General features: G+C 57.2%; 18 protein-coding genes. 12 read left to right on the top strand and 6 right to left on the bottom strand.

Annotated features, from left to right (window positions below):
* The first annotated feature begins 2 nt into the window (after positions 1-2).
* The 7 genes from ABIL25_02380 to ABIL25_02350 all read left to right on the top strand — a co-directional run bounded on the left by ABIL25_02380 (position 3) and on the right by ABIL25_02350 (position 6,683).
* Positions 3-2,501, top strand: coding sequence for a tetratricopeptide repeat protein (locus ABIL25_02380; protein MEO0081124.1), 2,499 nt, complete (start codon positions 3-5; stop codon positions 2,499-2,501).
* Positions 2,498-3,208, top strand: coding sequence for a MotA/TolQ/ExbB proton channel family protein (locus ABIL25_02375; protein ID MEO0081123.1), 711 nt, complete (start codon positions 2,498-2,500; stop codon positions 3,206-3,208). Before ABIL25_02380 ends, ABIL25_02375 begins: the two co-directional genes overlap by 4 nt.
* Entirely contained in the window at positions 3,208-3,624 is a 417-nt protein-coding gene (locus tag ABIL25_02370; protein ID MEO0081122.1) for a biopolymer transporter ExbD, read from the top strand. The genes ABIL25_02375 and ABIL25_02370 overlap by 1 nt, the downstream gene beginning before the upstream one ends.
* The gene (locus tag ABIL25_02365; protein MEO0081121.1) at positions 3,621-4,019 is read left to right on the top strand and encodes a biopolymer transporter ExbD; all 399 of its coding nucleotides are present in this window, start codon (positions 3,621-3,623) and stop codon (positions 4,017-4,019) included. The genes ABIL25_02370 and ABIL25_02365 overlap by 4 nt, the downstream gene beginning before the upstream one ends.
* Positions 4,016-4,927 carry an energy transducer TonB gene (locus ABIL25_02360; GenBank protein ID MEO0081120.1) on the top strand — a complete coding sequence of 304 codons (912 nt, stop codon included), beginning with the start codon at positions 4,016-4,018 and terminating at the stop codon, positions 4,925-4,927. The genes ABIL25_02365 and ABIL25_02360 overlap by 4 nt, the downstream gene beginning before the upstream one ends.
* A 1-nt stretch (position 4,928) precedes the next feature.
* Positions 4,929-5,816, top strand: a complete 888-nt coding sequence (locus tag ABIL25_02355; protein MEO0081119.1) for a FlgD immunoglobulin-like domain containing protein — start codon at positions 4,929-4,931, stop codon at positions 5,814-5,816.
* A gap of 126 nt (positions 5,817-5,942) precedes the next feature.
* Entirely contained in the window at positions 5,943-6,683 is a 741-nt protein-coding gene (locus ABIL25_02350) for a hypothetical protein (GenBank protein MEO0081118.1), read from the top strand.
* Positions 6,684-6,938: 255 nt separating this feature from the next.
* Here ABIL25_02350 and ABIL25_02345 read toward each other — a convergent pair whose 3' ends face one another.
* From ABIL25_02345 to ABIL25_02335, 3 genes are all read right to left on the bottom strand, one after another.
* Positions 6,939-7,148 carry a hypothetical protein gene (locus ABIL25_02345; protein MEO0081117.1) on the bottom strand — a complete coding sequence of 70 codons (210 nt, stop codon included), beginning with the start codon at positions 7,146-7,148 and terminating at the stop codon, positions 6,939-6,941.
* The gene (locus ABIL25_02340) at positions 7,141-7,332 is read right to left on the bottom strand and encodes a hypothetical protein (protein MEO0081116.1); all 192 of its coding nucleotides are present in this window, start codon (positions 7,330-7,332) and stop codon (positions 7,141-7,143) included. The genes ABIL25_02345 and ABIL25_02340 overlap by 8 nt, the downstream gene beginning before the upstream one ends.
* A gap of 282 nt (positions 7,333-7,614) precedes the next feature.
* Complete coding sequence (locus ABIL25_02335; protein MEO0081115.1) at positions 7,615-10,314, bottom strand: sigma 54-interacting transcriptional regulator; 2,700 nt, start codon at positions 10,312-10,314, stop codon at positions 7,615-7,617.
* A gap of 930 nt (positions 10,315-11,244) precedes the next feature.
* Between ABIL25_02335 and ABIL25_02330 the strand changes: the two genes are divergently transcribed.
* Positions 11,245-12,051 carry an endonuclease/exonuclease/phosphatase family protein gene (locus ABIL25_02330; GenBank protein ID MEO0081114.1) on the top strand — a complete coding sequence of 269 codons (807 nt, stop codon included), beginning with the start codon at positions 11,245-11,247 and terminating at the stop codon, positions 12,049-12,051.
* A gap of 22 nt (positions 12,052-12,073) precedes the next feature.
* Here ABIL25_02330 and ABIL25_02325 read toward each other — a convergent pair whose 3' ends face one another.
* The 3 genes from ABIL25_02325 to ABIL25_02315 all read right to left on the bottom strand — a co-directional run bounded on the left by ABIL25_02325 (position 12,074) and on the right by ABIL25_02315 (position 16,752).
* Positions 12,074-13,357 carry a pitrilysin family protein gene (locus tag ABIL25_02325; protein ID MEO0081113.1) on the bottom strand — a complete coding sequence of 428 codons (1,284 nt, stop codon included), beginning with the start codon at positions 13,355-13,357 and terminating at the stop codon, positions 12,074-12,076.
* Positions 13,358-13,431: 74 nt separating this feature from the next.
* Positions 13,432-14,742 (bottom strand): pitrilysin family protein, encoded by a 1,311-nt coding sequence (locus tag ABIL25_02320; protein ID MEO0081112.1) that lies wholly within the window; start codon positions 14,740-14,742, stop codon positions 13,432-13,434.
* A 3-nt stretch (positions 14,743-14,745) separates the two neighbouring features.
* Complete coding sequence (locus tag ABIL25_02315) at positions 14,746-16,752, bottom strand: M14 family zinc carboxypeptidase (protein MEO0081111.1); 2,007 nt, start codon at positions 16,750-16,752, stop codon at positions 14,746-14,748.
* Between the two features lie 223 nt (positions 16,753-16,975).
* Here ABIL25_02315 and ABIL25_02310 point away from each other — a divergent pair, with 223 nt between their 5' ends.
* From ABIL25_02310 to ABIL25_02295, 4 genes are read left to right on the top strand one after another with little or no spacing between them, the layout of a single operon-like run.
* On the top strand, positions 16,976-17,590 hold the full coding sequence (locus tag ABIL25_02310) for a MotA/TolQ/ExbB proton channel family protein (protein ID MEO0081110.1): 615 nt from the start codon (positions 16,976-16,978) through the stop codon (positions 17,588-17,590).
* A gap of 12 nt (positions 17,591-17,602) precedes the next feature.
* A complete protein-coding gene (locus ABIL25_02305; protein ID MEO0081109.1) occupies positions 17,603-18,025 on the top strand; it encodes a biopolymer transporter ExbD in 423 nt (140 codons plus the stop codon).
* Entirely contained in the window at positions 18,022-18,444 is a 423-nt protein-coding gene (locus tag ABIL25_02300) for a biopolymer transporter ExbD (protein MEO0081108.1), read from the top strand. Before ABIL25_02305 ends, ABIL25_02300 begins: the two co-directional genes overlap by 4 nt.
* A gap of 1 nt (position 18,445) precedes the next feature.
* Positions 18,446-19,072: an energy transducer TonB gene (locus ABIL25_02295; GenBank protein ID MEO0081107.1), complete on the top strand. Its 627-nt coding sequence runs from the start codon at positions 18,446-18,448 to the stop codon at positions 19,070-19,072.
* Positions 19,073-19,156 lie beyond the last annotated feature (84 nt).

The following is a 19,156-nucleotide window of genomic DNA, read 5'->3' as shown; positions in this document are numbered from 1 at the left end:
CCATGCTCGTTTCACTCCTGACTTTTCTTGTGACCGCTTCGCTTCCACCGGAGCAGTTGCGTGTGCTTGTGGACCGATACAATGCGGTGCAGGCTGCGATCAACGAACAGGACTATACCCGGGCCGCAGCCGGACTCTCCGCACTCGTGCGGGACTACGGTTCGAGCGAGTTTGGTGACGAACTGCGGTATGCATTGGCCGAGACCTACTTCAATCTTGGTCAGTACAACCGGTCGCTGAATCTTTTCCGCGAGATTGCACTGCGTCCCCGTGAGTCCTACATCAGGCCCGAAGCCCTATACGGTCTTGCGCTTTCATCGGTGATGCTGGGTGACTACCGGCAGGCCCGAGCCACGCTCGACAGTCTGGCCAAGACGCACGGCTATGAGAATGAGCCCCGCACCAACTTTGCGCAGGGTGTGCTTTACTATTTCGAGAAAGACTACGTCCAGGCGATAAACAAGCTTACTGGCCTGACAATGCCTGAGGCGAAGTTCTATCTGGGCAAGTGCTACGCCGCGACCGGCAAGCCATTGCCAGCGCTCCTGAACTTCAAGGAAATAACAACTGAGGTTCCAAATACAACGCTTGCGACAATGGCGCACTTCGCAGCCGGTGAGGCGTTGTTCATGAATCACGACTACGACGGCGCCCGGGCGAAGTTCCAGTTTTTCATCGAGAACTTCCCTTACTCACCATTGATTGACTATGCTCACTATTTCCTCGGCTGCGCACTAATTGCCCAGCGGGAGTACCCCGCGGCAATCGGACGGCTCACACCGCTTACCCGTCACAGCAACAACTTTCTGGCGGCCCACGCCAACTATTTCATTGGCTATGCGTACACAGCAATGAAAAAGTCCGCAGAGGCAGTTGAGCGCTTCCAGAAGGTCCGTGCCAACTACCCCAATACGAAGATCGCCGGATTTGCCAACCTACAGCTCACCCAAGCAATGCTTGGCACCGGTGATACCACCCAGACCTTGCTCGCAACAAGCCAGCTGGCGACAATGTTCAAGACCGGGGAGATTTCTGGGGTGGGTAACTATCTTTCTGGCGTCATTTACTACCAGTTGGGTAAGTTTGACAAGGCTGAGAAGCAGTTCGAGCTGGTCCTGAGCGAGTATGCCCAGACTTCGCTGCGCGAGCCTGCGTGCGCGATGCTGCTCCTTACGCTCAATACTGCCGGACGTTTTGAGAAGTGTATTGCGGTTGGAGCCAAGTACACGACCGATTACCCAAACGACCGAAGCGAGTGGCGGGCCAAAACTCTCTACTCGTTAGCCGAGGGGTTTTACTACTACCAGAAGTACGCCGAAGCTGACGCTTTCTACCAGCAAGCCTACAATCTCCAGGCCAGTTCTGACATTACTCCGTACGCCCGACTTGGCCGATGCTACTGCCTCTTCCACCTTGACCGTTTGATCGAGGCGGTTGGTGGTTTCAAGAGCCTGCTGACCGCCCGGACTGACGATACACTGTTTACCATCTGCGCCTATCTGGGCTATGGTTACAGTCTCTTTAATCAGAAGGAATACCTGAAAGCACTGGACGTTTTCGAGGCGCTGACTAACACATTTCCAGACCAACCACTTGCGGCGGTCCCAGGCTACTTCTACGCCGGCTACTGCTACTATCAGTTGGGCTACTATGGACAGGCGGTAGATGCTTGGACGACGCTGATGAACAGATTCCCGGAGGGAAACGTCAAGGTTGCCGAAGCTGCCTTCCGGGCGGGCGACACCTATTTCAAGGCTCTGGAGTATGAAAAAGCGGTCGCCGCATTCCGGTTTGTCGTTGAGCGTCATCCGGGCAGCCCGTATGCGCCGCCGTCACAGGCGCTTATTGCCCAGTCGTTCTATAACCGCCGGCAGTTCCTGGATGCGGTTCGGGAGTATCAGAAATTTCTCGACCTCTACCCGTCCGACCCTCAGGGGCCGAGTGTTCGCAAGAGTCTTGAGAGCAGCTACTATCTCGCCGGTCAAGAAGATTCACTGGTCATGGAGGAGTTCCTCCGTCGTTTCCCGCAGTCCGAGATGGCAGCCGAGGGGCAGTACCGCAAGGGCCTGGCGCTTTTTGAAGCGAAGAACTACGCGCAGGCCGCGCTTGAGCTTCAGAAGGCTGTTGTTAGCTTTCCTGGTTCAAGCGTAGCCGGTGATGCTCAGCTCTTGACAGCAGAATGTTATGCGCAGCTCAAGCAGTGGGAGGACGCGGCGCGTGCCTACCAGAAGCACCTGGACTATTTCCCCGAGCATCCTCAGCGCGACGGCGCATACTTCAACCTAGCGATTGCTCGCTTCAACCTTGGGGACTACCAGCATAGCCTTGAGGCGTTCCAGATAGTCGTCGATTCCTTCCCCAACTCGGAGTACGCTCAGAGCGCGAAGGATAATATCGCTGCGTGCAAGAAACGTTTGGGAGCGGGTTCAACTGAATCCGGGACCCAGGCGCCGACACCCGAGGAACAACTTCGTACCAAAGAAGGAGGAAAACTGCGATGATAATGGGTCAGACCCTGGTTCAGATATTTAGGAGCAGCATCATTATGGTCCTGCTGCTCGTCGCCTCGATCGCCGCGCTGGCGTTGATCATCGAGCGATTCTGGTATTTCATGCGCAACCGGTTCGACCCGGGCAAAGGCTTGCGCGAGCTGCGCCGTTTGCTTGAGTCTGGTGGACAGTCCGAGGCCCTGACATGGGCCCGGAGCCAAAAAAACCCGCTGGGTCGCCTCTTCACGCTCGCGCTGCTGAATTTCACCTTGCCGGCCGACGAACTGACCGACCTGCTCTACAGTCTCATTCTTGAGGAACGCATTCGTTTTGAGCGACTGCTGGGTGGAATGGGTACGCTTGCTAACGCCGCAACCCTCCTCGGGCTGCTGGGAACCGTTACTGGTTTGATCCGTGCCTTCCACAACATTGCCGTAACCGGCTCAGGTGGCCCAGCCGTTGTCTCGGCCGGTATTGCTGAGGCACTACTTACTACCGCCTTCGGCCTGATGATCGGTATCCCGACGCTTTTCTTCTACAACTACTATTCGAAGAAAGCTGCTGACCTGACATTGATACTTGAGGGCACTGCGGACCGGCTGGTTGTGACTCTGGAACGGCATCGCCGGAACGAACCTGCTAAGGTTGCCCCGGCTGAACCCGCTTCCCGGTCTAAGCCGCAGGCTTCGCCGGCTAAGGACACAAGCTGGGAATTCTGATGCCTAGGCATCGCCACGAGAGACCGCCGCGCACCGAGCTGATTCTAACCTCTCTTGTGGACATAGCCCTTTCGTTGGTCATCGGTTTCATCGTCTCATTGCCGCTTTTCTTCGAGACCGGTATCTTTGTATCCGCACCGGGTGTTACGCGGGCCGGGGCCTCGGAACCGGGCTCGGACATCAAGGCCAACATCTTTGTCGCGAACGACGGCCGGATTCTTCTGAACGAAGCGGAGGTCTCGTATGAGAACCTGGCCGACCTCTTGCCCAAGCTCCTTGAACGGAGTGTTGAGCGAAAAGTAGTGGTTGCAGCGGATGACCAGGTGAAGTATAATAGAGTGATGAAAGTTCTCGACATTGCAAAGCAGGCGGGCGCGGCCGACCTTGCTTTGCTGAGAAAGCGGAGGGTTCCATGAAACCACCTTCCAACATTGACATTCTGCCGATGGCGGCGGTCGGTCTGATACTCGTGTTGATCATGATGATCCTCTCGCCGATGGTCATGGCCCACAACGCTGCTCCGATTGCGGTACCGCAGACCCATACTTCTGAACGGAAGACAGAAGAGGATGTTACGATTGGCTTCACGAAAGAAGGCCAGCTTCTTTTGAATGACCAGCCGGTCGCCAACCTCAGCGAGCTCGAAGCCCTGCTTGAGATGGCAATGATGAAGGACCCGTACGTGCTGGTGGTAGTACGGGCCGACAAGGACGCACTTCACTCCGACGTGCTCGACATTCTTGCTGCAGCCCGTCGAGCCGGAGCGCTCCGGATTGCCTGCGCGACCAAGAAGGCCGCGGAGGGGGAATGATGCCGGAACAGAAGAAGTCTCATGCAATTGAGGTTGCGGTTGTTGTCTCTATAGTCTTGCACATCGGCTTCGTATTCATGTTCTCACGCGCCACCCCACCTCGAAGTTCCTACTGTGACCTTCAGGAAGTTACATTTATGGACGTGACCTACCGACCCGAGGTAGCTCAGGTTCTGTCCAAGATTACGCCGGGCGGTGGTGGCTCGGCCGACGCCTCGGAGGCGCCGACCTATGCTTCCGGAATCGCATCGGAAGAAGTTGCAGCCCTGGACCTGAGCGCCACTCTGGAGCGCAGCCAGAGTCAGGCGAAGATTGACCTAGACCGATACGAGCTCGACCGGAGCGGTTCAATGGATATTATTCGGCTTGGAGGCGAAGGGTCGAACAAGTCCACTGAGGAAATACTAGCTCAGCCCAAGGTTGCACTTGCCCGGGGACCGGCGCGCGGCGGAGCTGGCGGACCGCCCGGCCTTACCGGATACCCTGGAGTCCGTGCGCCGGAAGCGCAACTGACGATAGAACACCGGCCCCTGGCAAAAGCACCGGCCAGAGAACTGCCCGAGATGTCCACTGAGAATCTGCCAACGGTCTCCGGGCCGGTAACATCCGGTACTCAATTCATGGTGGCCGGTCCAATCTCGCAGCGTAAGATAACGAACAAGGTTGTACCCCGTTACCCGGCATGGGCTCTGCAGCGGCGTATATCAGGGAGCGTCGTGGTTCGGCTGTGGGTCATGCCCAACGGCAAGGTCAAGGGCGTTCCGACAGTCGAATCCAGCTCAGGCTACCCTGATTTGGACCAGGTCGTCGTCAACGCGCTCAAGGCATGGGAGTTCGCACCGCTTGAGCCGGGCGTAAAGGCCGAAGACCAGTGGGGTCTGATAACGTTCCGGTTTACCCTTTCCTGACGTGTTCGAACTGCTTTTCACACTACTCGTTGCTCAGACTCCTTCAGTCCAGCCCGAAGCAGCTACTGCCAAGGCACCGGCCGAGCATGGCTTGGGCGAGGAGGTTATCACTGGCAAGGCTGAGGTAAAGATAACAGATACGAAGATTTTCTTTAGTCCACGTATTGACCCGTTTTCCCCGGTCAACGAGCTCTTGGTGCCGGAGAGTTACGTGTTTGACGACGCGCTCTATAATACGATTGACTCCCTGACTATTCCGCATCATTTCATCCATTCTTCTTTCCTGCGGGTGCCGGTTGAACGGGACCTGGTTTACGGTGACATCGTCGTGTTCCTGCCCAGTTTTACCAGCCAGGTTGCAAAGTGGGAACTGGTCGTTGCTAACTCACTTGGTGAGACGGTTCGACGGGCTGAGCATAAGGGACAGCCACCGGCAGTCATTACTTGGGATGGCCGGACCGACAACGGTGAGATGATTACGACCGGTGAGGTTTACAGCTTCACGTTCAATGCCTATGATGCCCATGGCAACCTCACCCGCACGCCAGTAGCGCCGCAGCGGGTCAACGGTCTCGTCTATCGGCAGGACGACGAGTGGATTGTTTCGATTGCCGCCGACCTCATCTTTGCCGAAGGCAGCGCCCAGTTGCGCGAGGACGCAGGCCGGCGCCTTGACGAGGCCGCAAACATCATCAAGCGTGAGTTCCGGAAAGAGGTCGGCGTGTACGTGTATTCCGAGCTGGAACAGCTTTCGTCTGCACGTTGCGGAGTGGTACTGAATGAACTCAGGGCCCGTGTTGTGTTGCCGCCCGAGGCACTCAAGGTGGCACCACGCTTCATACCAGGACTGAAACCAAAGTTCTCGAAGATAGAGATTCACATCCGCTAGCCACGGATTGACTTCCACAGCCACCCTGGTATAATTTTACTGTCGGTCTAACCCTGCCGAGCCCGGTTTTCTTCCCCACAACAAACCGCGAATAAGCGTAGCTACGCTGTAACTAGGAGGGAAGGAATGAGTCTGAAGCGAATCAGACCGCTGCTGCTGGTGGCATCGCTCGTGGCCTTGCTTGCCGGCTGTAGCCAACCAAGAAACCACAATCCGGTCATCAGCTCCCTTACCGCCACGCCCGACGGTACGGTCCGGCCTGGCACGGCAGTCGCTATCTCAGTCAGTGCCGCCGACGAGGACGGTGACGTCCTCGAGTTCACCTGGAGTGCAACTACCGGCACGCTGTCGGCGACCAGAGGCGAAACCGTTACGTGGACAGCACCGAACGGAGCGGCCAGCGGCACGGTCACCGTGGTGTGCCGAGACGGTCGGGGCGGTGAAGATGTGGCGACGAGAAACGTCAGCTCTCGGGCCTGGTACTCTTTCAACATGGACGGCTACACTCCGGAATCAACGTACCTCGCAAACCCGGGAACTTCCGAGACCACCTTTGAGTTCGAGCTGGACGGCGACCCGTTTCCGAGCGGTGCCATCGTTGATTCTGCGTTCGTCACCACCGACTTCGAGCCGCTGGATGAGCTGGAACTTGAACAGTTCAACGTATGGGTTGTAACTCCGACCGGTACCCGGGTGCTTATCTACGACGGATTCAACCTGACGAACCTTGCAGTTGACGAAATGGCTTTGCCCGGCATCGCTGGTGAGTCAGCCGAAGGTCCCTGGCGGCTTCGTGTTACGCGTGAGGCCAAGGGTATCGAAGGTTATGCCGATGAGTGCTGTCTCACCGTCTTCTACCACTACTAACGCGTTCCTATCCGAAGCCGGCGGCGGGGGAGGGAAAGCGAGACTTTCCTGCCGCCGGTTGGCCACATTCGCCTGGTAGCAGTCTGTTCGTCTTCCTGTGTGACGCAGCTAATCGGTTGCGGACGAACTTTCATCGGAATAGGAGAGTTGACTCGCGAAGCTCGGCAGGGCCACTTGGAGTGGCCCTGCCTTTGCTTTTCCCCTATACCCCGCCTCGGGCTGGGCCTGATTGGCCCCGGCTCCAACCCCGCAGTCTTACTGTCCGTCTGGGTCGAGTTCGCCAGAACTCAGCAACGTTTCGGTGGCTTCCATTCTGGCGTGGTATATTTTGCCGGCCGTTACTGGGTCAATGCCGGACCCGAATGCGGCTGCTGTCCGATTGACTCGAATCAGTAGGATTCCGCTGACTATCAGGCCGACACCCAACAGGAACTGAATGAAAAGATCAAGCCTCGTGCTACGCATCAGGCACCTCCTCCTTTTCCACTGCCTTCTTTCTCCGATTCAGTCCGCCAACTGATGGCGTCCGTAGCTCACCTGAACCGACAAGTCCATCAAGCCGGCCAGCTTCAGCACTGCGCCGGCCTTGCGTCAAGCATGCATCGAATCCGAAGAATCGTTCCTGAACCTCAAGTTCTATCCTGCGCACTGGTCCTCCGTTCTATGCTTGGTAGCATGGTTAGTAAGCACGCATCAGCAGAAAGCACATGACGTGCCGGCCAGAGCGTATTCTGTAACCCAAGCAATTCGATGTGGTTATGGAATCACAGAAGTTTGCGAGAATGCTGAGTGTCTCAGTCTATGAGACGCCTACAGTATCGTAGAACTGGGGTTTGGAAGGTCTAAGTGTTGAGCAAGCAGTAGGTTAGGCTGATTCTACTGTAAGGAGACAGGTAACTCTGAACTGATACGGGGATAGGCCTGATACTGGTCAGTTGGTTCTCAGATTGTGCTTGCGCAGCAGTCGGTAGAACTGCGCCCGTGAATACCCAGCCAGCTTGGCCGCCTCAGTAGCGTTGCCTTTGGCCTTTTCGAGGCATTGCACAAGCGTGGTGCGCTCCAAGTCGTCAGCCGCGGCTTTCTGAGCCGCACGCCGGGCAGTACGCAGGTCACTTTCCTGACAGGGTCCGTCAGTTGTGCTGGCTGCAAAGATTTCGGCTGGAAGGTCAGTAGTAGTCAGAACCGGTGCTCTGCTGAGCACTACGGCTCGCTCGATGACGTGGCGCAGCTGTCGTATGTTTCCAGGCCAGTTGAATGCGATGAGACAGGCCATCGCCGCTTCGTCCACGCCGAGGACATTGCGGTGGAATTCCTGGTTACTGCTCGTGACAAAGTAGCGCACGAACGCCGGTATATCCTCTTTACGGTCACGCAACGCAGGAACCTCCAGCTCAACCGCGTTCAGCCGGTAGTACAAGTCTTGCCGGAATGTTCCACGGCGCATAAGCTCCTCCAAGTTCTTGTTGGTGGCCGCGACGACTCTCACATCGGTATCAATCGGCCTAGTTCCACCCAGACGTTCGACTACCTTGTCCTGAAGTACCCTGAGTAGACGGGCCTGGAGCGCCGGACTCATGTCGCCAATTTCGTCCAAGAATATCGTTCCTCCGTGCGCAAGTTCAAACTTGCCCCGGCGCTGCGCAATGCCGGTCGCCGCGCCTTTTTCGACTCCAAAGAACTCTGCCTCAAGCAGTGTCTCCGGTACTGCGGCGCAGTTTACCGCGACAAAAGGTTTTCCACTTCTGACGCTGGAGTCGTGCAGCGCACGGGCAATCAGTTCCTTGCCGGTGCCGCTCTCACCCTTGACCAGCACTGGGACCGACGCACTGGCGACCTGAGCTACGATCCGGAGATTCTCAATCATCTTCGGGTTGCGGCCGACCACCCCGCGGTAATGCAGGTTGGGAATTCGAACGACCGGCTCAGGACGTAGGGGGAGCTCAGCTAGCCGCCGCATCGGCTCAGCGCAACGCCGAATCAGCTCGACCAGGAAGCCGGGACTGGGCCGACGGGACGCAGGCTCAGTCCGTTCTAGATATATCCCGGCCGGTGGTGTACAGTCGGTCATCACCGGAATCCATACGTACCGTTCGGTCGCAACCGGTGCGACCCGGCCGCTGAACCGATCGGCAGTGTCTAAGTCTGGCCGGCCATACAACAGGACTGCCGAGTCACCCAGGACGATGGCCGCATGGTCGAACTCCAGTCCCTCGCAGATGATGCGTAGTGCGCGCTCGAACAACGATACCGGCTCCAGTCCAATCCGTGTCAGGCCGACAACAGCGCCAAGTACTGCGTTTTCGGCATCAGACGGCATTTCGAGTCGAAATAGCAACCGGTTCACTTCTTCGGCATCAGCGACAACTGAAAGCAGCCGGAACGTCCGTGCCGCCTGCTCCAGAAGTGGTCGGGCCTGTTCCGGTTGACCAGACCGGGCAAGACATCGGCCGTACTGGAATCTTACTCTGGCGAGTTCGTAGCTGTCCGGAGCATCGGCCAGTTTCCCGGCTGCCTGTTCGAAACTTGAGGCGGCACCAGTGGCGTCACCGCGCTCCTGGGCGATGAGTCCTCTTATTCGCAGCACCTCAGCACTTTCCCGGGCCAGACTCAGCCGGTCGCAGAGCTCCTGAGCCTGGCTCAGCATTTCTTCAGCCCGTTCAAGGTTTCCGCGTGCGAAGAGAAGTTCGGCAAACCGGACGAGCAGAATCGCCCGCTCGCGCTGGTCACCGGACTCAGTGCACATCTCAAGCGCCTCGGCATATGTGTTCTCGGCTGCGGCCAGTTCTCCGGCCCTGAAGTGCGCCAAGCCCAGATTGGCAAGTGCATCCCGCAGCAGCGCTCGATAGCCGGGCTGGTCCCGTTCCTTCTGTACGACCGCCCCGAACATGTCTTTTGCCCGGGCGAGGTTGTCCCGTTTCAAGAAAAGCTCGCCGAGCACATTCATCGCGTCGAGCATCAAGTCCCGGAACCCGTGCTGCTCACTGATAGCTACTGTCCGGTACAGGCTTTCGGCTGCTTCCTCCCAGCGGCCGAGCTGCTCTAGTGTCCAGCCGATGTTGTAGCGATGCAGGGCAATGCAGTAGCTGTCGCCGAGCTCATCGTCGATCTTGAGGCACTCAAGGTAGCAGTCCAGTGCCCGCTGGGGCTGGCCGCGCAAACCGTACAGGCCACCCAGCTCGTTGAGCGCAGCCTGCACGCCTTCTAGGAAACCTGCCTGTTCAGACAGTCTTCGGCATTGTTCGAAACATTCCGCGGCCTGGTCATACTCGCCCCGCATCTCAAACAGTTTCCCCTTGAGATTGACGGCACCCGCTTCCTTCTTTGCGTTGCCTGCAGCCCGGGCTGCAGCAAGCGCCCTATCTGCGTGCTGCTCGCTTTCGGCCAGTTCACCGGCTCGGCGTGATATTTCGGCCAACATGTTCTCGGCACTCGACAGGTAGCCTTGTTCGTCGGCTGATTCTGCTTCCGCCACTGCCCGGTGCAGGTAGCGTCGTGCTTCACTTGGCAGAGCAAGCCAAGTCTCCCTTGCAAGGTCAAGGAGAATCTGGAGTCGCTCAGCCGGCAAGGTCGTCGCGGGCAACCTTTCCTCGAGTTCCTTCACCTTCTGTTCTGTGTCCCTAGGCAGCTTCATGCTTACTGCGAGCATACCCCACCGGTTCCACCTGTCAAGTTCATGCCAGATGAACCGGGGCTGTTCCCACAGGAAAAGCTGAGCTATTGGATGGCTCCGGAATCGGCGGTTGAGCTGAACGTAGTAGCTACATACCCTTTGTAAAGCTATTGAGCGTGGGCAGGCAAGTGCTAGTTTCTAGGACAGGCGAGAAACAGGTCTTGGCGAGGTCGCATAGCGAAATGGCTATGTTGCAGCGCTGGGCAGCAACGTCCGGCGTCTATTTGCGACAGACTGAGAATGCCGCAGAACTGCGGCAGTTGCATAAGTCGCAGATTGACGATATGATGCGCAGCAGGGCGCGCTGGCAGGCATGTGGATGAGGACATAGCCAGGGGGTTACCTAGTGACCCCGGGAGTGACTCCCCATCTGAGTCTGATTCTCAGACCCAGGCTCAACTGTCTTCTCAGCCGGCAGCTTAGTTCCAGACTGAGACAGCATGTGAGAAAGTATTTCAAGTGCCCTATGAGCTGGGACTTGAGATGACCTGTCACGGTCTGTCTGAGCGGATACGTGAGAAGGTGCGTCGGTGCGGGGCTGATCTGTAGGCTTAGTTGCGGTCTTAGTATCCATGTCAGATAGGCTGTCAGGTGCCGGCTTACTTCAGGGCTCAGCCGCGGTTTGAACGTCGCAGTTAGACCAGAACTCATAGTTGGCGTCGTGCGGAGGAGCCAGACTCAATTCTGGGTTTCAGCTCTGGTCGCTCGTTCTGCAGGGGGCTGCGGCGGAGTCAAGACACTTATGGCAAGAAGAGGAGCAAGAATACCGTGCCTTGCAATCTTTGGACGTCGAGTTACCAACTTGGAATGTGGCAGGGCCATAGTTGGAGTTGACATGTCCCATGTCAGCTGTTATAAGATTGCGCTGACTTAGTGAAAGGGGATGACGTCATGACAAAGGTCTTCAGTTTGGCATCATGGAACGTCGAGCACTTCAAGGGTGAGCCGGAGCGGGTAGGTCGAGTGGTGGAGTTCATTGGCGAGCAGGACCCGGATGTGTTCGGTCTGTTCGAGGTCGCTGGTAAGGAAGTTTACAAGATGATGGTCGAGCGGATGCCAGGGTATCAGTTCCACATTACCGAGGGTACCCAGACCCAGGAAACTCTGGTCGGCGTGCGTGGCGGCATTACTGCATTCTTCACACAGCGTACCGAGTTCAAGAGCGGCAATACGTTTCTGCGACCCGGGCTACTGGTTTCACTTTTGATCGGGAGCAAGAACTATTCGTTATTGTTTCTGCATACCAAGAGCAGTAGCAAGCCGATTGGGCTTGGTATCCGCGACGACCAGTTCGAGCGTGCGTTCAAGTTCAGTTCAACCCTTGCCAAGGCGGCCGAAGCCGAGCGGCCGAACTTCATCTTTCTTGGTGACCTGAACACAATGGGCATGGAGTATCCGTTCGATCATGCGATTTCGTGGGAGACCGAGTTGCGTAAGCTGCAGGCCGACGCCGATGGGTTCGGCATGAGGGTACTTTCCAAGAGCCAGCCGTTTACTTGGTGGAACGGGAAAAATAAACCTGGACCGTCGAATCTTGACCAGGTCGTGGCGGCAGGGCATCTTCGCTTCAAGACGTTCGGCGATGCTGAGGTTGACGTACGCGGCTGGCCACAGGCTGTGAATAGGGCCGAGCAGCGTAAGTGGATAGAGTCATACTCTGACCACGCGTTGTTGTATCTTGAGATTTTGGCGGTGTAAGGTCCGTGACTTCGGACCGCGGCTACTCAATCCATTGGACGTTGTCGAGTCCCAAGTCTTCTTTGGTTACCGGGCCAAGAACGACCATCCAGTAGTTGCCAGGACGGAGATGGTCGCGGGCAGCCTGGTTGATCTGTTCGAGGGTTACGGCACGAACGTCGTCCGGGAAGCGTTCAAGCCAGTCGAGCCCGAAGCGGTAGAGCTCAAGCGCCTCGACCTGAGTGAGCTTGCCGCGGTTTGAGCTATAGCTCAAAGGGAAGGAGCCGGTGTAGTAGTTGTGCGCTTTCAGAAGCTCGGCCGCGGTCGCGCCCGAATCATGCATCTGCTTGATGTCGCGGAACATCAGTTCGATTGCCTGTCTGGGCTGCGCGGTCTGGACCGTGGCGTGGAAGGCGCCTTTGAGCTTTGTCCGGTCGAACCAACATCGGACATCGTAGGCAAGTCCGGCTTGTTCTCTCACCGAGATGCCCAGGCGCGAGGAGAGTGCACCGCCACCGAGGATGTAGGACATCAGCCGCGTGGACAGCATGTCAGAATCGAGCATCGAGATGCCCGGATGGCCGAACTCGATGTAGGTCTGGTTCATGTCCGGCCGAGAGATGAGTTTCACATTGATGCCTTCAGGTTCAGGCAAGGGCGGGACAACAAGTTCGGGCACGGTTCCTGGTCGCCAGTTCCCGAACTTTGCTTTGACGGCGTCAAGCAGTGTTGTCGGGTACAGGTCGCCGACCGCTACCAGGAAGCAGTTGTTCGGCAGGTAGTGAGTCTGGTGGAACCGGATAAGGTCAGTGCGGGTGATTGACCGGAGGGTCATCGTGTCGCCAGTGATTGGCCAGGCGTAGGGATGGGAGCCGTACGCGAGTTGGTCAAACGCATCGGATACGACCGTGTGCGGCCGGTCGGTGCGCTGACGGGCAGCAGCGACGTACTGGTCAAGGGCGAGTCTTAACTCTTTGGGGTCGAAGCTCGGGTTGAGCGCACTACCGGCGAGAAGGTCAAGTCCTTGGTCGAGGTCTTTGGACAGGATACGCAGGGATAGGGCTGATCGGTCGAAGTTGACGTCGGCATCAAACCGGGCACCGAGGAATTCAACAAGTGCGGCGACTGAGTCCGCCGAGATGCCGGGCATTCCCCTGGTGAGTAGGTCTGTGGTCAGGCTGGCAACTCCGGCCTTGCCCAAAGGGTCGTACGCTGCTCCGGAGCGGCATATGAGGGCCAGGTCGGCTATCGGCAGTCGGTGGTCTTCGTAGATGAGGACGATGAGGCCGTTAGGAAGAGAATCGCGGGTTAGGGGAAGGGCGAACATAGGTTGCAGAAGGCAGATTGCAGAAAGCAGGATGCAGAGCCGGAACATGGAGTGGGAAGCTTGAGCTTCAGAGTTCACCGCGTACCTTTCGTCTCGGGAAGCAGTAGCCCGACCGTGCGTTTTTCTGGAGTCAGATAGGTTCGGCTAAAGTCGCGGACCTGTTCGCGCGTCACAGCCATGACCCGTTTGCGTTCACGCAGAAACTCGCGCCAGTGGCCTCGTGTTATGTGGTAAGTGGCAAGGAAGTAGGCTACGTCGGAGACGTCGTCCCGGTCGAACATCTCGCTTGCGAGTTCCTGGTTGCGTACGCGTTCGAGCTCACGCTCGGTGGCGAGTTCTGAGCCAAGCCGGGCAAGTTCCTGTTCGATGATCCGTTCAATCCTAGGGATGTCTGATTCACGCACCGGCTGGAATCCGATGTAGAGTGCGCCCGGGTCCTGTTCCACTGAGTTCCAGGCCCAGACACTGGTACAGAGTCGGTTCTTGACAACCAGCTGGCGGTACAGACGCGAGGAGCGGCCTCGACCAATGATGCCGGCTACGACGTCGCCGACAAGGTGGAACGAATCGCGTACACCAGGTGTGTGAAACGCGAGTACGACCTGAGGCTGGGAAACGCGACGCCGGACTACAAACCGACGTTCTCCGTGTTGCGGCGGTTCGATTGCGTAGGCGTCGAAATCAGGAGCCGGTCTGCCGGCCAGTGCGCCGAAGTACTTTTCGGCCCGGGTTCGGACGTCTGCAGTGTCAACCATGCCGGCAACAACAAGCACCGCATTTGCCGGATTGTAGTACCGGTTGTACCAGTTGCGGATGTCCTCAACCCGGTACCGGGCGACGTCGTCGGCCCAGCCGATGGTCGGGTTTCGCTGAGGGTTGGCAAGAAACACAGTGGCATCGAGGTATTCCCAGAAGATTGACACTGGCCGATTCTCATGCAGCCGGCGTTCTTCCCAGACGACCTGGTGTTCGCTTTCGAACTCCGAGTCCGGGAATACGCAGCGGCCCATGCGCGCGGCTTCGAGCACGAGTCCCAAGTCCCAGCGGTCCTGCGCGAAGTCCTCGTAGTACCCGGTGTAGAAAGTTGAGGTAAAGCCGTTGTTCTGGGCGCCAACTGAGTCAAGGATGCGGTCGAAGTCACCTGGCCTGTAGATGTCGGTGCGCTTGAAGGACATATGCTCAAGCATGTGGGACAGACCGGTTTTGCCGGGTGGTTCGTAATAGGAACCGACTTTGTAGTAAACGTTGACCGACACGACCGGTGCCGATGAGTCAACGTAAACAATGCCATGCAGTCCGTTGGCAAGGTCGAATTCATGCACCCGGGCCGCAAAATCATCGGTCGGACCTAAACAAAGAAGCAGCAGGACGAATAGCCCGGGCACTTGCTACTTCACCAGTACGAACCGGGTCTGTTGTTGCGAACCTGCCAGACTGCAGAAATACACGCCGCCAGAAACCGCACGCGCGTCCCAGGTCAGGGGGCCGGAAACCGGGAGCGTGGTGACAAGTCTGCCGGCCGCATTGCGGATTGTCAGCCGGGCATCAGTGTCTGGGCTTTGGTTCACCAGGAAGCGCACAAGCCCGCGGGCCGGACTTTGCACTTTCACTGTTGCGATCGGGAAGCCGCAAGTCGGATTCTCGTGTTCGGCGAACGCGGTATAGTTTACGCCTTCGACAGCATCGAGGTAGAAAGTACCGGTTGCGGTCAACCGGACGTAGCGCACGCTGTCAAGGCCAACCGAGCCCAAGTCGAAGCTTGTCTGAGCCGAGTTTGCAGTACCGATTGTGGTCCACGGCCCGGCCCACGAATTCGAGCCTTGGACCGAAGCAGTACCAGTGCCGGATGAGCGATAGACGGTCATGTCAGGACCACTCTGGTTTCTTATCGGCCGATACATGTCTAGACAGACATACTTGCCGTTGTCGAGTTGATAGGCAACGCCGTCGTGCGGGCCAAGGGCGCGGACCGGATGGGTGTGGTTTGATGTTTCGTTGACATAAGCGGAGTAGATGAAGCGGAAGGCGAAAAGTGGCGCGGTCTGGTTTGATGTCATTTTGACGTTGAGAGTAACCGACGAGTCCCCAGAGCTGGGTACAACGACGTTGGCAATGGTAGTGTCCTGATAGCCTGGAGCTCGGAAGGTAACCGAATAAGTGCCCGGCAGATAGAATCGGTGAAAGTCACCGAGCGCAGTATCGTTGTAGCTCGGCCAGTTGGCGCCGCTCACGAGTATCTGGGCATGGACCGGCCGGCCGGTCGCGGCATCAGTTACAGTGCCATGAATGCCCTGACCGGCCCGGTGAAAGAATTCAAGCATCGCGGGTCGGTTTTTGGCAAAGGTCGGGTCAATTTCTGAGGCGGGTGGGGTCTTGGTCATGTGGATTTCGATTGACCAGCCCATCATGCCGCAGGCACCGAAGTCGAAATCCTTGGTTGAGCCGTTGATCGGGTACATTCCGACGTAGCCCTGACCTACTTCATACCCGGTAGGAGCGTTGTAGCGTTGAGACAGAAACAGGAGCAGCCGGTTTTCGGGCGCAGGAACAGAGTCGGGCGAATAGCTCCATGGATATGAGATGAACAGGGTGCCGGCGTGGAAGGATACGAACATGACGAACGGATGGCGCATGATGTGCGCGAGCGTTGCCTGATTCTCGGGTTCAGAAAAAGGCGAAGCGCCCATGTTGCTCTCGTTGCCCCACATCCAGCCCCAGTTGCGGTTCAGGTCAACAGAATGGCCGTTGTAACGGGAGCCGGCATTGTATCCGTCTGGGTTATACATCGGGTTCAGCCAGATTTCGCGGGTGTTGACGAGCCGGGTGACAAGCGTATCAGTGCCGTACCGGGTAACAAGGTACTTGAGCATCTCAAAGGCAACGGCCCAGCCGATTTTCTCGTCGCCGTGGATGTCGCCTTCGAAGTGTATCGCGGGTTCGTTCTCGTGAACCTGAGGATTGTCCGATACCTTCATGATCAACAGTTGCCGGCCGCCATAGGATGTGCCCAGGGTTTCGAGCTTGCAGATTGACGGGTTGTTCTGGGCAATGGTCCTCATGGTATCAATGAACTGCTGGTAGGTAAGATACTGACCAAGGTCACGTCCTTCTTGGAAGTTTCTCTCGTACACGCCGGTAATGTCAGGCGTGATAATCTCGATACGGTGCCCAAGGGACTTGAGCAGGGTCTGTTCGGTAGCTGTTGCTTCAGCAACTATGCCCTGGCGGTCAACGTAGTTGACAAGTGCTCCAGTCCTTTCCATATCCCGGACATCGCCGCGTCCGGCAGCGACGATGCGGACAAGGTCGCGCTTCTCGACAGGCTGGGCCTGGGCTGTCACGGCGGCAAGGAGGCATTTCAGTGCGATGAGCAGCAGGAATGTGTTTCGCGACACAGGTTTCTCCTTTCATTCATGCGCCTGGCAGAGGGGCTAACGCAGGTCCATTGACTAGGGAGTAACTGCATTAGCCAGCAGTCCGGCTCAAGTTAGATATTAGACCCTGAGCCGGCCGTGTCAACATGCGGGTGCGTGGCTGTGTTATTTGCTTGACATCGGAGTTGATTTGGTTAGATTGTCATCACACGACTGCTCTATCGAAGAACCATAGGAGGACTCGATGATAGAGGAATTCAGAGCCGGCGGAGGAATCATGTGGTTCCTGCTGGCTTGTGCTGTAATCGGCATCGCGCTGGTACTGGAACGTCTGTTCACAGTGTTTATCAGGTTGCGGGTGAATGTCCGCAAATTCACGGCGCAGCTTATTGAGACGGTTGGGTCTCAGGGCATAAAGGCGGGGATCGAGCTGTGTAACAAGACACCGAGCCCGGCAGCCAAGGTTCTACGGGCTGCGCTTGAAAAAGCGGCTGAGGGCAAGACTGCGATGGAAGATGCAGTTGTACAGGCTGGTACCTCTGAGCTCGCATTTCTTGACCGCGGTATGTCACTTCTTGCTGGTATCACCACGGTTGCGCCGTTTTTTGGGTTCCTCGGAACTGTGACCGGGATGATTGGTGCGTTCAAGGCGGTGGCCGCAGTCGGTGAGGTGGAACCAACGGTTGTTGCCAGCGGAATCTCTGAAGCGCTGATTACTACCAAGTGGGGACTTATCATCGCAGCTCCGCTTTCCATTGTACACATTCTCCTTGCCAGCCGGGTGAATGGGTACCTGAGAGAGATGGAGACCGCGTCGGCCGAGCTGCTCGACGCACTGGTCAAGACCCAGTGCGGGTAGCAGGAGGCTTTGATGAGATTGAGGAAGGGTCAGGGTGCAGCTGGGAGACCGTATATCCCGACCGCCTCGATGGGCGACATCGCCTTCCTTATCATTATCTTCTTCATGACGACCAGCATCTTCAGCCGCGAGAAGGGGTTGAAGATAGTCCTGCCTGAGAAGGGTGAGGAAGTCAAGATAAAGAGCGAGAACATTCTAACGGTTTCGGTGAATCCGACCGGTCAGGTGCTGATTGGTGACCAGATTGTCACAATTCCTGAGGTCAGGGACATTGTTGTCAGACGGCTAGGGGAAAATCCGGACCTTGCGATTGGCCTGCGGGTGAGCCGAAGTGCGCCCTATCGGACGATGATTGATGTGTTCGACCAGTTAAAGATGGCCAAGGCGCAACGCATCAGCCTGATGCCGGTTATCGAGGAAGGAGCAGGACCGTGAGAAGAATCGCCCACCGGCGTTCAAGCCAGCCGGAAATACCGACTGCTTCAACTGCCGACGTTGCCTTCCTGCTGATTATCTTTTTCATGGTCTCGACGGTATTCCGTCAGTCGCGCGGGCTCAAGATTACCTTGCCCGAGGCTGAGGCAACAGAGCGAATCCTCAAGCGGCGTAACGTAGCCAGCGTCTGGGTTGACCGGACTGGTAAGATGACAGTAGATGACAACCTGGTGACGCCGGCAATTGTTACGTCGGTGATGGCCGAAAAGGTGATTGACAACCCGGACCTGGTCGTCACGGTCCAGGCCGACCGGGACGTCAGCTATGGCTACGTAACCGATATTCTTGAGGCACTCAAGGATGCGCGTGCCCTAAAGGTGACGTTCGCCACTGAGTATCGGATGGGACGTGGAGGATAGTATGCGGAGTGTCGCTCGGATTGAGATGCTTGAGTGGGAAAGTCGGTACTATGCAGTAGCCATCAGAGTAGCGGCCGCGGCGGCACTGTTGATTGTCCTGGCGGCTTTTCTTGTGCTGCCTAGGGAGTTTGTGGTGAAGCCGTATCAGCTCCGGGGTAGCGTGGAGATGGTGATGGAGGCCTTGCCGCCGGAATTGGAAAAGGTCGCAGAGCCGCCCAAGGTGGAGAAGCCTTCGATGCCGGTTGCAGCGCAGTCCGAGGAAGAAGTCGAGGCAAAGACGATTGAGACCACGACCTTCTCGGAAATAGTGAGACGGCCTGAAGAGACCGAGATTCCCATTGTTCCGTTCTGGAAGGTTGAGGTGAAGCCTCAGCCTTTGAAGGTACCTACGCCAAACTATCCGGAGATGGCTCGCAACGCGGGGATTGAAGGTCAGGTAGTGGTCAAGGCGCTTGTTGACGTGACCGGCGACGTAATCGAGGCCGAGGTTCTCAAGAGCTCAGGTAACCAGACCCTGGATGCGGCTGCGGTTGAGGCCGCGTATCAGGCCAAGTTCAGCCCGGCAAAGCAGCGGGATCAGCCGGTGCGGGTGTACGTCTCGATACCTTACCGATTCACGCTTCAGTAGCGATTTGCCATGAGTTTACACCACAGAAAAGTGGTCTGGATGACGGGCCACGAAGAACAGGAGTCCAAACAAAAAGGAGGAGTC

The organism is candidate division WOR-3 bacterium (assembly GCA_039801365.1).
Classification (GTDB): domain Bacteria; phylum Hydrothermota; class Tepidihabitantia; order Tepidihabitantales; family Tepidihabitantaceae; genus JBDRUN01.
The sequence above is the reverse complement of the archived record's forward strand: the minus strand, read 5'-3'. Positions and strand labels throughout refer to the sequence as shown.